This window comes from Herpetosiphon sp. NSE202 (assembly GCF_042688385.1).
Taxonomy (GTDB): Bacteria; Chloroflexota; Chloroflexia; order Chloroflexales; family Herpetosiphonaceae; genus Herpetosiphon.
On record NZ_JBHUPY010000001.1, the window covers coordinates 1 to 12,900 of the forward strand.

The 12,900-nt window shown below is 51.3% G+C and carries 14 protein-coding genes; 4 read left to right on the forward strand and 10 right to left on the reverse strand.

The genetic code is table 11. The features are described 5' to 3' along the window. Positions 1–354 precede the first annotated feature (354 nt). The 3 genes from dapB to groES all read right to left on the reverse strand — a co-directional run bounded on the left by dapB (position 355) and on the right by groES (position 3,250). Positions 355–1,158: a 4-hydroxy-tetrahydrodipicolinate reductase gene (gene dapB / locus ACFMKP_RS00005; protein WP_382287885.1), complete on the reverse strand. Its 804-nt coding sequence runs from the start codon at positions 1,156–1,158 to the stop codon at positions 355–357. Positions 1,159–1,262: 104 nt separating this feature from the next. Beyond that, the gene (groL, locus tag ACFMKP_RS00010) at positions 1,263–2,909 is read right to left on the reverse strand and encodes a chaperonin GroEL (protein WP_382287887.1); all 1,647 of its coding nucleotides are present in this window, start codon (positions 2,907–2,909) and stop codon (positions 1,263–1,265) included. A gap of 38 nt (positions 2,910–2,947) precedes the next feature. Next, positions 2,948–3,250, reverse strand: a complete 303-nt coding sequence (groES, locus tag ACFMKP_RS00015) for a co-chaperone GroES (protein ID WP_382287889.1) — start codon at positions 3,248–3,250, stop codon at positions 2,948–2,950. 320 nt (positions 3,251–3,570) lie between these two features. On the opposite strand from groES, the gene ACFMKP_RS00020 reads away from it, so the two are divergent. Beyond that, complete coding sequence (locus tag ACFMKP_RS00020) at positions 3,571–4,158, forward strand: RNA polymerase sigma factor (RefSeq protein ID WP_382287891.1); 588 nt, start codon at positions 3,571–3,573, stop codon at positions 4,156–4,158. After that, positions 4,148–5,068, forward strand: coding sequence for an outer membrane lipoprotein carrier protein LolA (locus ACFMKP_RS00025; RefSeq protein WP_382287893.1), 921 nt, complete (start codon positions 4,148–4,150; stop codon positions 5,066–5,068). Before ACFMKP_RS00020 ends, ACFMKP_RS00025 begins: the two co-directional genes overlap by 11 nt. Here the strand turns inward: ACFMKP_RS00025 and ACFMKP_RS00030 are convergent. The 5 genes from ACFMKP_RS00030 to ACFMKP_RS00050 all read right to left on the reverse strand — a co-directional run bounded on the left by ACFMKP_RS00030 (position 5,065) and on the right by ACFMKP_RS00050 (position 9,770). Next, positions 5,065–5,598, reverse strand: a complete 534-nt coding sequence (locus ACFMKP_RS00030) for a hypothetical protein (RefSeq protein WP_382287895.1) — start codon at positions 5,596–5,598, stop codon at positions 5,065–5,067. The two genes, ACFMKP_RS00025 and ACFMKP_RS00030, sit on opposite strands and share 4 nt — an antisense overlap. Before the next feature lie 21 nt (positions 5,599–5,619). Then, entirely contained in the window at positions 5,620–6,369 is a 750-nt protein-coding gene (locus ACFMKP_RS00035; RefSeq protein WP_382287897.1) for a metallophosphoesterase family protein, read from the reverse strand. A gap of 69 nt (positions 6,370–6,438) precedes the next feature. After that, complete coding sequence (locus ACFMKP_RS00040) at positions 6,439–7,062, reverse strand: histidine phosphatase family protein (RefSeq protein ID WP_382287899.1); 624 nt, start codon at positions 7,060–7,062, stop codon at positions 6,439–6,441. A gap of 1 nt (position 7,063) precedes the next feature. Continuing rightward, positions 7,064–8,386, reverse strand: a complete 1,323-nt coding sequence (locus ACFMKP_RS00045; protein ID WP_382287901.1) for a pyridoxal phosphate-dependent aminotransferase — start codon at positions 8,384–8,386, stop codon at positions 7,064–7,066. Between the two features lie 487 nt (positions 8,387–8,873). Next, a complete protein-coding gene (locus ACFMKP_RS00050; protein WP_382287903.1) occupies positions 8,874–9,770 on the reverse strand; it encodes a hypothetical protein in 897 nt (298 codons plus the stop codon). 63 nt (positions 9,771–9,833) lie between these two features. On the opposite strand from ACFMKP_RS00050, the gene ACFMKP_RS00055 reads away from it, so the two are divergent. Next, on the forward strand, positions 9,834–10,286 hold the full coding sequence (locus tag ACFMKP_RS00055) for a cupin domain-containing protein (RefSeq protein ID WP_382287905.1): 453 nt from the start codon (positions 9,834–9,836) through the stop codon (positions 10,284–10,286). A gap of 12 nt (positions 10,287–10,298) precedes the next feature. Beyond that, on the forward strand, positions 10,299–11,471 hold the full coding sequence (locus ACFMKP_RS00060; RefSeq protein WP_382287907.1) for an NlpC/P60 family protein: 1,173 nt from the start codon (positions 10,299–10,301) through the stop codon (positions 11,469–11,471). On the opposite strand, the gene ACFMKP_RS00065 is transcribed toward ACFMKP_RS00060, so the two are convergent. Together ACFMKP_RS00065 and ACFMKP_RS00070 are read right to left on the reverse strand one after the other, a co-directional pair. After that, on the reverse strand, positions 11,468–12,553 hold the full coding sequence (locus ACFMKP_RS00065) for an STAS domain-containing protein (protein WP_382287909.1): 1,086 nt from the start codon (positions 12,551–12,553) through the stop codon (positions 11,468–11,470). The two genes, ACFMKP_RS00060 and ACFMKP_RS00065, sit on opposite strands and share 4 nt — an antisense overlap. Before the next feature lie 117 nt (positions 12,554–12,670). Continuing rightward, a complete protein-coding gene (locus tag ACFMKP_RS00070; RefSeq protein ID WP_110514783.1) occupies positions 12,671–12,883 on the reverse strand; it encodes a DUF2267 domain-containing protein in 213 nt (70 codons plus the stop codon). Positions 12,884–12,900 lie beyond the last annotated feature (17 nt).

Sequence of the window (12,900 nt, forward strand, 5' to 3'; positions counted from 1 at the left end):
GTGCTGTGGAGGCCGTGTGAACGGTAGAGCAGACACCCGCAGAAAGCCAAGCGATCATCGGTTGCCGCGCGTCGGCAGGACGCGGTGTGGCCAAAGAATGGTCGAATGGCAGGCAGAACTGGGCAGTGATGCAGGCAATGTGATTGATGATGGTCGTCAGGTATGGGTGATTGGCGCGAGGGCAACCAATTTGGTACGTGTCGAGGTGGTTGTGCCCCACGCTGCTCCATCCCGAACCAGGCCGTGAACGCGACACACACCGAGGCTACTGCAGCACCCGCTGTGGGAACGTAGGGGGATGCGTACCATTCCACGATAGACTCCGTTGGTTTTCCAACGGAGTCTTCTTTTTGGTTAAGCTAAATCTAAAATATGCTCTAAACCACGTTTCAAGCCTACAAATGTATTAACCTTGCGAATCGCCAATAACGCGCCATCAACATATGGCTCTGCTCCATTGCCTGCTTCATGGCGCAAAATGAGCTTTTGGTCGGGCATGCCAAAAATTGCTTCAATGCTAATCACGTAGCCTGGCAGGCGCACCGAATGTACTTGTTGCTCAGCCATGCGCGCTCCTCGGGTTGCTTGCTCGCCTACAATCTCTTCGGTTGGCACGGTTTGGGCTGAAGCACGCACTTGGCCTAAGCGAAAGGCTAGTTCTCGGGCTGTGCCGCTTGGCGCATCGATTTTCTTGTCGCTGGCGTAATCAATAATTTCGCTATGCGCAATGTAGCGGGCTGCAATCGAGGCAAATTTTTGCAAAAGCACCACGGTGAGCGCAAAATTGCCAACCGCCAACACGCCACGTTGAGCTTTCAAGGCAGCTTCGTTGATTGTGGCATAAGCAGCATCATCTAAGCCCGATGTGCCAATCACCACATGCGCGCCATGGGCCAAGGCTTGCAACACGTTATCGAGCGCCACCACTGGCTTGGTGTATTCAACGAACACATCGCAGAGCTGGCTCAGCGCCTCGCTGGCCGTAGCAAACACTGGACAATCCAGCGCAGGCTGATTCAACACAGCCCCCAATTGCTGGCCTGCATGGCTGCGTGAAACTGCTGCTACCAAGCTTAAATCATTGGTTTTGGCTAGGCCTTGGGCCAACGCCGAGCCAGCCCAGCCGGTTGCTCCTGCTAAACAGACACGAATCGACATAAGCATTCTCCTATTGAATTGGTGTGATTCAATAATACAAGTTAAATGAAAACCCCTGCTGTTCAGTTGAACAACAGGGGTTTTGTGTTGCCGAACGGGCTGGATTAGAAATCCATGCCGCCCATGCCACCCATACCGCCACCAGGAGCTGGGGCAGCTTCCTTTTCAGGAATATCGGCGACCAAGGCATCGGTCGTCAAGATCATCGAGGCAATCGAGACGGCATTTTGCAAGGCCGAACGGGTTACCTTGGCTGGGTCGATGATACCCATTTCAACCATTGAGCCATATTCGCCAGTGATGACGTTGTAGCCAAGGGTTGAGTCGGCTTGATCTTTTTGCAAGCGGCGTACGGTGTCGATAATTACGGCACCATCTTCGCCTGCGTTGCGAGCCAATTGGCGAATTGGTTCTTCCAAGGCGCGGCGCAAGATCAAGATTGCAGCTTTTTCGTCTTGGTTCGCTGGCTCAACGCTATCCAACGCTGGCAATACGCTCAACAAGGCAATCCCGCCACCAGGCACGATACCTTCTTCAACTGCTGCACGAGCGGTTGAGAGCGCATCTTCGACGCGATGCTTGCGTTCTTTCAATTCTGGCTCGGTTGCAGCACCAACCTTGAGCACTGCTACGCCACCGGCCAATTTGGCCAAGCGTTCTTGCAGTTTTTCGCGATCGAAATCGCTGGTGGTGGTTTCAATTTGAGCACGAATTTGTTCGATCCGAGCCTTGATTGCTTCTTCGTCGCCGCGGCCTTCGATAACCGTGGTTTCGTCTTTGTTGGCAATCACGCGGCGAGCGCGGCCCAAATCTTCGACCGTGGCGCTGTCAAGCTTGCGGCCAATTTCTTCGCTGATAACCGTACCACCGGTGAGGATGGCGATGTCTTGCAACATGGCTTTGCGGCGATCGCCGAAGCCAGGAGCTTTGATTGCCAACACGTTGATCGTGCCGCGCAATTTGTTCAACACGAGGGTTGGCAAGGCTTCGCCGTCGATGTCTTCAGCGATAATTACGAAGTTCTTGGTGAATTGCAAGACCTTTTCGAGCACTGGCAAGATTTCTTGGATCGAGCTGATCTTCTTGTCGGTGATCAAAATGTAGGGGTCTTCCAAATCTGATTCCATGCGGTCGCTGTTGGTGACGAAGTAGGCTGAGATGTAGCCACGATCGAATTGCATACCTTCGGTATACTCGGTTTCGTAGCCCAAGCCTTTGCCTTCTTCAACGGTGATAACGCCGTCTTTGCCAACTTTGTCCATCACTTCAGCAATCAAATCGCCAATTGACGAATCGGCAGCTGAGATGGTAGCAACGCTTGAGATGTCGGTGCGATCGTTGACTGGCTTGGCCAAATCGCGGATTGCTTGCAACAACACGGCGGTGCCTTTATCCAAGCCACGCTTGATCATCATCGAGTTAGCGCCAGCAGCCACTTGACGCAAGCCTTCGTGGACAATTGCTTGGGCCAAAACGGTAGCGGTGGTGGTACCGTCACCAGCAACGTCGTTGGTTTTGGTTGCAGCTTCAACCAACAAACGTGCACCCATGTTTTCAAATGGGTCTTTCAATTCGATTTCTTTAGCAACGGTAACGCCGTCGTGGGTTACGGTTGGTGAGCCGAATTTTTTATCGATAGCGACGTTGCGACCGCGTGGGCCCAAGGTCGTCTTAACTGCATCTGCAACCACGTCCACGCCACGTTTGAGGGCGCGGCGGGCATCTTCATTAAAAGCAACTTGCTTTGCCATTGTTAAATAATCCTCCTAAGAAGCGTCGCGAATTAGCCTTAGCCTTGAACGACGGCCAAAATATCTTTTTCAGCCAAAATCAAATAATCTTCGTCGTCCAACTTGATCTCGGTGCCAGCATACTTGGCAAACAACACGCTATCGCCAACTTGCACTGCAACTGGCACACGCTTGCCGTTATCATCCAACTTGCCTTCACCAACAGCCACAACGACACCTTCTTGAGGTTTTTCTTTGCTCGCTGTGTCGGGCAGGAACAAGCCACTCTTGGTTTTTTCTTCTTTGGCTTGAGGCTTGATCACCACACGATCGGCCAAGGGGCGAATCCGGAAATCAGACATGATACTGTGTCCTCCTTAGTTGACCATTTAGCAATCTACTGTGATGAGTGCTAAATCCGAGTGTTAGTGTATGTCGTTCCGTTAAGCTTGTCAAGGCTTGGCTTATCACTCTAACCACGAGAGTGCTAAATCGATTTAGCTCATTCTGAAGCCCAAAAAGCCGATTGCTTGCGCCAAAATGCTCAGTTAAGCGATTGTTAGAATTAAGCAAAATCTTGCTAAAAGTGCTGGTTTCTTGGCCATTTGTTACTTTTCAGCGCTTGCTAACGATATTCTAGGCGTAAGGCCATGGCAATTCAAACCACAAGGAGGCTGACGATATGGCATTGATTCATCGCTTGGTTGCTGAGCGCACGCCATTCGATCAGCAAACGCTGGAGGATCATCGTGATGTGGCGTTGGCGGTGGCGGGCGATCATGAGGCTTTTGTACGCTTGTACCAACGCTATATCACGCCGGTCTATCGCTTTCTTGTGGCACGTTTGCAACAGCACCACGATGCAGAAGAAGTGGCGGCGTTGGCGTTTGAGCGCGCTTGGCAAAGCCTTGGCCAATTCAAGCCCAATGGTCCATTCGTCGGCTGGTTGTTTACGATTGTGCGCCGCTGTTTAGCCGATTTTTATCGGCGCGGCCAACGCCGCCAGCAGCAAACCCCACTATCTGATGACCTTGCCAGCCAGCAATTATCGCCCGAATTGGCCATGTTGGCGCTTGAACAACAAGCCTTGTTGCAGCAAGCTGTGGCCCAACTTAATCCTGAACAGCAGGAGTTGCTTCAACTGCGCTTTTTTGCCCAACTGCCTTATGCAACGATTGCCCAAATTGTCGGCAAACGTGAGGCTGCGGTCAAAATCGCCGCCTATCGCGCGCTTGAACAACTCAAACGGAGGCTCGCCGATGACCAATAATCTCGATCTTGACCAAGCCTTGGCTGAGCTAGAAAACGGCGTGCTTGGTCAACAGCTCAACGGGCAAGCCCAGCGGTTTAGCCCAGCACCAGCAACGATTCAACGAATTCAGGCTGGACTCCAGCCACCAGTAAAGCGAGGAAATAGCATGCAAGCATTCTTTCAACGTCGTCCAGGGCGGGCTTTGGCCATGGCTGTCTGTAGCGTCGCGGTCGGTTTGGGCTTGATTTTTGGCCTGAATCAACCAACCCGTAGCGTTTCAGCAGCCGAGTTGCTGCAACGGGCAGAAACTTTTGCTAGCCAGCCAATTGTGGCCAATGGCAAGGCCCGGCATATTGCAATTGAGATTGCAACCACAAGCAGTGATGGCCAAATTGACGAATATTATCGCGATGAAATTTGGCTGGTGCAAGGCCAATCGCATATATTGCTCTATCAGCCAGCCCGTCAATCATTAAATGGCCAACCAGTCGGATATCAAATGGGGCCAACGATTGTCGATGAAAACTACTTTTGGAATTACAATGCCCAGGATAATACCTCGGTCAAAGCGCCGTTCGATGAATGTTCGTTGAGCTTGGAACAATGGGTAGGCGAAGGAGCTTTTGGCTCTGACAGTAATTTTCCCAATGCTACAATTTTGCGCAGCGAAGAAATTGACGGTCGTCAACTGACGGTAGTTGATCTTGGTGGCGATATGGGGATTGCCTGGATCGATGCCAATACTGGCCAGATTTGGAAATTTACCAGTAGCCAGACCTACGAAGGCATAACAACCGAAACCTTGGTGCAATTTGTGGTCGATGAAACGGTTGAATTGAATGCATTACCTGCTGAATGGCAAACCTACACCGCTCCCGCTGGCAGCCCGATCATCGAGCAAAGCACGCCATACTGTATCTATGGCTAGCTTTCGAGCGATTCTAGGCGTAGCACCGTCGCGCCTTGATCGTTAACTTCGACAATCATCACCGCGCAGCCTGCCTCAATTGCTCGGCCACCAATTGCTCGGGCATTGATGCGGGCTGCGCCTTTTTGATGTTCATAGGCGACCACCCCAAAGCCTTCTGCTGGCAGCGCTTCGACCACTACGCCCAGATGGCCGATTGGCCCAACTTTGCTGGCGGCTGAACCAGCCTGCTGCACAATTCGGCGCTCGATAAGCATGCGATAGAGCAATAAGCCAACTGCCAAGCCACCAGCCAGCGCAATCAGGCCGCTAAGCCACCAATTAACTCCAGCTTCACGCGCGAGCAAGCCCACGCCTGCTGCGCTAATCAGCCAACTGGCCAACACCAACGGCTGAATAAACAACCAGCGCGATGAGCGTTGCATGTGTTCGAGCGAAGGCCAGAGCGCTTGGCGGCGAGCCTTGGTGATGATGATAATCAGCAAACCCAAGCCAAATGCTGCCAGATAAAACCATTGATCAAGCGTCAAAGCGAGCGATCCTTTCCGCAATTAATCAGCAAGTTGTGCCCGACCTGTTGCAAGCCAGCGGGCTAGATTTTCGCGCCCGTTGTGGCGAGCAGTAGCGGCGGCCTCGTGCCACGCATAGCCAATCGCATACTGCTCAACTTGCCAACCATGGGCGTTGCGTTCAACGATCGCATAGCGCGCATGCGGGCTGCCTGCTTGCATAACGTGAGGGTACGGTAGGTCATCATTATACGCGGGAATGCCAACACTGCCTGGATTGACGATCAGCTGGCCATTGCTCAGCTGCACAGTGCGGGCGATATGGCTATGGCCACAGACGATCAGCGATTGGCTAACGCCTTGAATTGCGACGCGAATTGCTGCCTCTGAATGCAACTGCACACCCTGCGGCGTAACATGCTCCAGCAAATAAGCGGTATCACTGCTTGGTGTCCCGTGACAACAAAACATATCATCAACAATTGCCGTGGCTGGCTGGTTGGCAAGCCAATTGCGCTCGTTGGGACCTAAATCGGCCTGCACAAAGCGATAACTGAGGTTTTGTTGCACTATTGGAATTTCTTCGAACAAGATGCGATCTTGGTTGCCGCTAATTGAGATTGTGGCGATTTGCGCCAGTTGTTCAGCGCACCAGCGTGGTTGCAGCACGCTATACACGCTATCGCCAAGATTGATTATCTGATCAACTGTGCGTTGCGCAAGATCAGCCAAAACTGCGGCTAAGGCCAAACGATTGCCATGAACATCGGCCAAAAGTGCCCAACGTGGCATACTCAATACTCCAATTTGATTGGATCGTTTGCTGATAGGCTCTGATTATAGCCGAGATAGGATGTTTGGTTAGCAGCTTGCGGGGCGGGTGTAGCCGCGATTGAGCCAATTGATGATTGTGCCGCTTTGGTAGAGTTCAAGGCACGAAAGGCTGCCGAGGTCGAATTTCCACTGCCAGTAGAGGTTAAGCGGCGTTTGAAATAAGTGGCAGCATAAGACTTGCAGGCTGGTGGCATGGGCAACCAGTAGGACACAGCGTCCAGCGTATTGCGCAATGAGATCATTGGTGGCTGCTTGAACCCGCTCGGCGACAGCTAAGAGGGTTTCGCCTTGGGGGGCGGGAATATGCAGCGGGTCGGCCCAATGCGCGCGAGCTTGCTCAGGATGTTGATCTAAAACTTGGCGATAGGTCAGGCCTTCCCATTCGCCATGATCAATTTCACGCCAACGGGGGTCGCTTTTGGCGTGAACTGTGGGCAGCGCACGCGCCAGCGTTTCAGCTGTACGGCGTGCGCCACTGTGAAGCACAATTTCTGGAGTTTCCTCGTTGAGCCATTGCCCAAGCAGCAATGCTTGAGTGTGGCCGCGCTCGCTAAGCCCTTCATCAGCGCGACCTTGGTAGCGTCCCGCTTCATTCCAGGCGGTCGCACCATGACGGGCAAGCAGCAAACGCAGGCCACGTGGATCGGCCATGTTACTTGACGCGCTCCAAGATTGCACGCATCCGAGGGATACATTGCTCGACATCGGCGACTGAAACTGCGCCAACCGAGAGCCGCATCCAGCCGGTTTCTTGGCGTAAGCCAAAGGCTTGGAATGGCACCAAGGCCACACCTGCTTGCTCCAGCAAAATATCGCCAATTTGGGCGTTGCTGGTAATCGGCACACCATCGAGGCTCTTGCCAACCAAATCGAATTGGGTTGAAAGATAAATTGCGCCTTGGGGTGCAATCGCATCAACTGGCAAGCCCGCAGCCTTCATTTCTTGGACTGCGTTGTAGATCAAATTCAAACGGGCGCGAACTTCGTTATGCATATTGGCATAGAAGTCGTCGAGCACATTGTCTGAATTCAAAATATGCGCCGTGGCTTCTTGCTCTGGGTGAGGAGCCCACGCACCAACGTGATTCAAGAAAGCTTTGATCCGATCGGTGATGTGGGGTGGTGCTACAACCCAGCCAACCCGCAAGCCGGTCGCTGCCCACGATTTAGAAATCCCATCGATGAAAATCGTATAGGCAGCCATTTCGGACATTACTTCGACTGGCGTAACGTGGCGAATATCGCCAAGCTGCAATTCCCAATAAATTTGATCGTAAACCAAATAGAGCAAACGCAAGCCAAGCTCTTTGCGGCGCGTATTTTCATTCACAATCAATTCGCTGATTTTGCGCAATTCCTCTGGCGAGATCATCGTGCCAGCTGGGTTGAGCGGCGAGTTGATCGAGATTAAGCGTGCTTCTTGGATGAATGGCTCAAGCAAGGCAGCGGTTGGCAAAAAGCCATCTTCTGGGCGGGTTGGAACCTCAATCGCCTTTGAGCCACACAAATAGGCATAGTGATTGTTGTTCCACGACGGCACTGGGTAAATCACCGTTTCGCCTGGATCAATCAAGACACCATAAGCGGCGTAGATGCCGGGGCGAGCGCCAGAAATGATCTGAATGCTTTCTAATGGATAGCGCAGCCCCAACCGCTTTTCGTAGTGGGCAAGCACTGCTTTGCGCAATGCCAACACCCCTTCGGCGGGCGGGTAGTTGGTGCGGCCAGCGCTATACGATTCAATCGCTGCATCGCGCAACGCTTCAGGAATAGGAAACTGTGAAGGCGCAAAATCACCGACGGTGAAATTACAGACTGTGCGGCCTTGGGCTTGCAACGTGCGGACATTACCGGCAATTCGCAAAATTTCAGAACCAACCATGCCACGCGCCATTGCGGAGATCGATTGGCTGCTCAGTTCAGTTGATGTTGGCTCGAAATATTCAGCTGCATCAACCGTTTCAATCAGTGTCATTGCTACACTCCTCGATGTTTGGGAGGAACAGTTTGGCTTGCGGGACGATTTCGCGTCCCTAAGTATAGCAGATGTGCTACGGATACAATCAGCGACAACTTTGTGAACTAACATAGGACAAATCGGCGATTGTTCTATGGAGGCTATAGGCTATGGGCTATGGGCTATCGGATTGATCTGCGAAGCGCACGAATTCGCTCTTTCATCCCTCATCTCTCATCCTTCATCCTTAATCCTTCATTGCTCTGCGCCTCTGCGTTAAATGCCGATTCACGCAGATTGAAACCGCGAAGGACGCGAAGGGCCCGAAGGCTATTTTAGCCACAGATTGCACAGATTATTCAGATTATTGTTCCGATAGCCCGCAGCCATGCTTTCTCTGCGCCTCTGCGTTAAATGCCCATCCAGCAAGAACCGCAACGCCCCGATAGCCAAAAGCCCATAGCCTATAGCCTAACCCCCGATCCCCAATCCCCAACCCCAATTCCTACTTATACCGATCGTAATACTTGGCCCGATACGGTGAGCGCAGTAATGCTAAGCCATCTTTGAGCCGAAAACTGATTGCTCGCAAGCCCATTTTGAGGCTGGTTGGCAAGCGGCGACGCAGCGGCGTTGTGAGGCGGCTGACCAACGATGGTCGGCGTGAGCTTATACCAGCCTGCCAAACACTCACATAATCGCTTTGTTGCACTTTGAGGCGTTCGATTGGCGTAGCGCTGATTCGTTTGGCTTGAACCAATAAAAAGGCTGGACGGCGATTTTGCAACGTAACCCGCCCGCCAACTGCCTTGGGGTCGTGCACCCGATACCACGGTGCATGCGGATACATTTCGAAAACATACATTTTTTCCAGCTGATAGCCATTTTCAGGGGTCAGAATGCGCCAAAATAACTCTGGCGAAAATTGATAAAAGCCATGCCCTGCCATATTGTTGCACGGCGCAATCGCCAGAAAATGACCACCTTCAGCAACCATATTTAAGCTATTTTGCAGCGCGATTGGCAGATTGAAGATATGTTCAAGCGTGCCACCATCAATCACGCTGCTAAATCGGCCATGCAACTCAGCAGGAATTGGCTGATTCAGATCGTGCAAAATCGTTGCTGATTCATAAGCGGAAAAATCGATTGAATCGGCGCTGCTGGCCCCAAGATAATGCAGCAGCGGTTCGGCAAAAAGCGGCTCGCCATCAACTGCATCGCGGGTGAGCGTTTGGGCCACAATCAGCGGTAGCGTCTCACCTACTTCGGCAAAAACTTTTTGTAAATCGTACACCCCAAGGTGCATCCCCTGACGACCTAGGGTTAAACTCTGTTTAAACTGGACACCAGTACTTCGGGCTTCCAAAAGGAAGCGAATAGTATTAGTTTCAAATCCCATAAAAGCTCCATAGCCAGGGCGAAAACCATCGCCTATAATGATCCTAATCAGCGGAGGTTGCCTATGTCACAGCTTGCCGATCATACCATGCTCTTGGAAAGTCCGATCGCCAACGACTCATATAGCCAAGTTGCGGTCAAGCTCACTGGCTCGGATACTGATGGCGCGTTTTCCTTAGTTGAATATACCAGCTTGCCGGGAACCGGCGTTATGCAACATATGCATACGCGCGAAGATAAAACCTTTATTATTCAAGCTGGAATTTTTGAGTTTTGGATCAATGGCCAGACAATTATTGCCAAGCAGGGAGCCACGGTTGATCTGCCCATGGGTGTGCGCCATTCGTTTCGCACCCTTGGAACCAGTCCCTGTGTTGCATTAATAGTTGCGGCTCCGGCAGGTTTCGAATACTATTTCCATGATTTCAGCGATGCCATTCAACAATTTGGTTTGCCACTGCCTGCTGCTGCCTTAACGCAGTTGAATCAGGCCTATGGGATTATTTTTGAAGAATAAGGATTCGTCAATATGCCCCAATTGCCAATCCTAGCGCGGGATCGGCGGCGATTGCAGATCGCTGGCTGGTTGCTTGGCGCTGGGTTAACTGTGCCTTTGCTGCTTTGGTGGACGTTTCCTGCAACCTCGCTCGCCCCAATTCCGCCAACCGCAACGCCGCAAATCGTCCGGGTTGGTGCAACCCTCGATGAGCCGATTCCTGCCGATTGGCAAGCGCCGGTGTTGAATCCTGAACTTGAAGCTCAAGCCTTGGCTATTCCCGAAACCTTGCCATTAACCAGCAGTTTGTTGGCTGAGCCAATTTCTGCCGATACAGTTTTTACTACCACGATTGCTGGTTTGGTCGCAAGCGATGAATTGAATTTGCGCGATGGCCCAAGTGTCGATTATTTGCCCATGGCGATTTTGCCCAACACAACGCCGCTAACCGTAGTTGGCCGCTTTGAGGGTTGGCTGCAAGTGGTCACGCCACAACGGGCTTTGGGCTGGGTTGATGATAGTTATGTGGCCTTGGCTAGCTCGGCCCAAGCCTTGCCCCAAATCGCTGAGCACGCCGACCCAAATCCGGCTTTGCTAGCCGAACTGAATGTCGAGCGGGCCAATGTGCGGGTTGCGCCGCAAACCGGCTCGGAGATCATAACCACCTTGGGCGCTGAGCAAGGCCAGGTTAATTTGCTGCAACAACGTGCTGGCTGGTTCAATGTGCGCACCAACACTGGCACTGAGGGCTGGGTTTCGGCTGAACTTTTACAAGCAGATGATTATATTTTGCGCCGCGTGCCAACCTTGAGTGCCTCGCCCAATGCGCTTGAAGCAGTACGCTTGGCGAGCAAATATATTGGCTATCCCTATGTTTGGGGTGGCGAGACTCCGCGCGGCGGCTTCGATTGCTCAGGTTTGGTGTTGTATGTCTATGGCAAATTGGGCATCGATATGCCGCACAGCGCCGCCGAACAATGGACTGGCGGCTATGGTCAAAAAATTACCAGCCAACACGATTTAGTGCCCGGCGATATTGTCTTTTTCAAAAATACCTATAAAAAAGGTGTGAGCCACGTTGGCATTTATGCTGGCAATGGCAACGTCATTCAGGCGCTCTCCGAAAATTTGGGCATTCGGGTTTCCGATTTATCCAATAGCTATTGGAATAGCCGCTTCGTTGGCGCAATTCGGCCATTTCCCTAGTGCATGGCCGATTGCAAATCGCGGTAGATAGCCACATGTTCGAACACAATGCCCAAGTTGACCAAGGCTTGGGCCACTTCAGGCCGCACACCAATCAAGGCCACCTTGGCTCCCAGCAATTGTGCCGAATCAACCAAGCGCAATAAACCAGTTGCCACATCGTTATCAAACCACGAAAGCCCCGTCACATCGAGCAATAAGCGTTGAGCACGCCGCTGTTGAATTTCGCCCAGTGCAATCACCTGTAAATCGCGCAAGCGTTCGCTATCAAGCGTTCCAACAATTGGCAACACCAGCGTATCGCCGCTGACTGGCAGCACTGGCACGCTGAGTTCGCGAATTGTTTGGCGTTGCTGCTCAATTTGGGCCACATAGGCTGCTTGTTCTTGATTCCGTTGTTGTAATTCGATCAGCGTATGTTGCAATTGCTCTGTGCGCTGACCAACTTGTTGCTCTAACGAAGCTCGCGATTCTTCCAGCGAATAATTAATTCGTTTGACTTCGCGTACGGTCAAATTCAAGCGTCGATGAAAACTAAATAATAATGAGATAATCATGGTCACAATCGGCGTTCCCGAGGTAATCATAATCAGCAAGACATTAATTTTGGGATAATTATATTGATCATTGAAAATAAATCCCAAGAATGTGACAATGATAACCGAAATCCATGCCACAATGCTAATTTGTTTGAGATGATGGCTATTGACAAATTGTACAGCAATAATCAACATCAAAAAAACATATAAAACACTGAGTGGCCATTCGATTGGGTTGAAAAAAGTAATGATCATTGGTAATACAGTACAACCAATAATCATCAGATAGATACTTCGCTTAATTTGATTACGCCGGGCAAAAAAGCGTCCAGCAATAAAAAATAAGCCTTGAAAAAGCACTGCAAAGCCACTTAGCGGAATTTTTGACTGCATGATAAAATCCGATGCATCGGGGATGATCACCGTCAGCGTCGCGCCAATCAATAACCCGACATAAATCGCGATGGCAGTTAACCCCAAATAACGGCCTAAACGCAGGTGATCAGGCTGTTGATCGGGATCAACGGTGCGAGTGCTTTGCATAGATTCGGTTCCTTTAGCAACACAGTAGTGCTATTGTATCAAATTTTGGTCACTTGCAGACATAACAAAAAGGCAGCCAAGCTTGGCTGCCTTGCATCACTTTATTCGTGACTGAAATCATTCTTTGTTGCCAAACAGCCCGCCGAGTAAGCCCTTGGCTTTGTCGGCCACATCCATCACGTTTTCGCCAGTCAGAAAGCTTTCGACTTGACCGCGCAAACCTTCTGGCAATTTGTCGCCCAAAAAGCCTTTGACCACTTCAACTGCCTTGTTGGCTTGTTCTTCGCTTAAGTTGGCCTTTTGGACAAGTTGGGCAATTAATTCTTTCATTGGTCACTCCTACGCTT

What these genes read in the sequence shown, in the direction of transcription:
- dapB (WP_382287885.1), bottom strand. Translation starts at nt 1,158, where the DNA reads ATGTCGATTCGTGTCTGTTTAGCAGGAGCAACCGGCTGGGCTGGCTCG.
- groL (WP_382287887.1), bottom strand. Translation starts at nt 2,909, where the DNA reads ATGGCAAAGCAAGTTGCTTTTAATGAAGATGCCCGCCGCGCCCTCAAA.
- groES (WP_382287889.1), bottom strand. Translation starts at nt 3,250, where the DNA reads ATGTCTGATTTCCGGATTCGCCCCTTGGCCGATCGTGTGGTGATCAAG.
- ACFMKP_RS00020 (WP_382287891.1), top strand. Translation starts at nt 3,571, where the DNA reads ATGGCATTGATTCATCGCTTGGTTGCTGAGCGCACGCCATTCGATCAG.
- ACFMKP_RS00025 (WP_382287893.1), top strand. Translation starts at nt 4,148, where the DNA reads ATGACCAATAATCTCGATCTTGACCAAGCCTTGGCTGAGCTAGAAAAC.
- ACFMKP_RS00035 (WP_382287897.1), bottom strand. Translation starts at nt 6,369, where the DNA reads ATGCCACGTTGGGCACTTTTGGCCGATGTTCATGGCAATCGTTTGGCC.
- ACFMKP_RS00040 (WP_382287899.1), bottom strand. Translation starts at nt 7,062, where the DNA reads ATGGCCGATCCACGTGGCCTGCGTTTGCTGCTTGCCCGTCATGGTGCG.
- ACFMKP_RS00045 (WP_382287901.1), bottom strand. Translation starts at nt 8,386, where the DNA reads ATGACACTGATTGAAACGGTTGATGCAGCTGAATATTTCGAGCCAACA.
- ACFMKP_RS00050 (WP_382287903.1), bottom strand. Translation starts at nt 9,770, where the DNA reads ATGGGATTTGAAACTAATACTATTCGCTTCCTTTTGGAAGCCCGAAGT.
- ACFMKP_RS00055 (WP_382287905.1), top strand. Translation starts at nt 9,834, where the DNA reads ATGTCACAGCTTGCCGATCATACCATGCTCTTGGAAAGTCCGATCGCC.
- ACFMKP_RS00060 (WP_382287907.1), top strand. Translation starts at nt 10,299, where the DNA reads ATGCCCCAATTGCCAATCCTAGCGCGGGATCGGCGGCGATTGCAGATC.
- ACFMKP_RS00065 (WP_382287909.1), bottom strand. Translation starts at nt 12,553, where the DNA reads ATGCAAAGCACTCGCACCGTTGATCCCGATCAACAGCCTGATCACCTG.
- ACFMKP_RS00070 (WP_110514783.1), bottom strand. Translation starts at nt 12,883, where the DNA reads ATGAAAGAATTAATTGCCCAACTTGTCCAAAAGGCCAACTTAAGCGAA.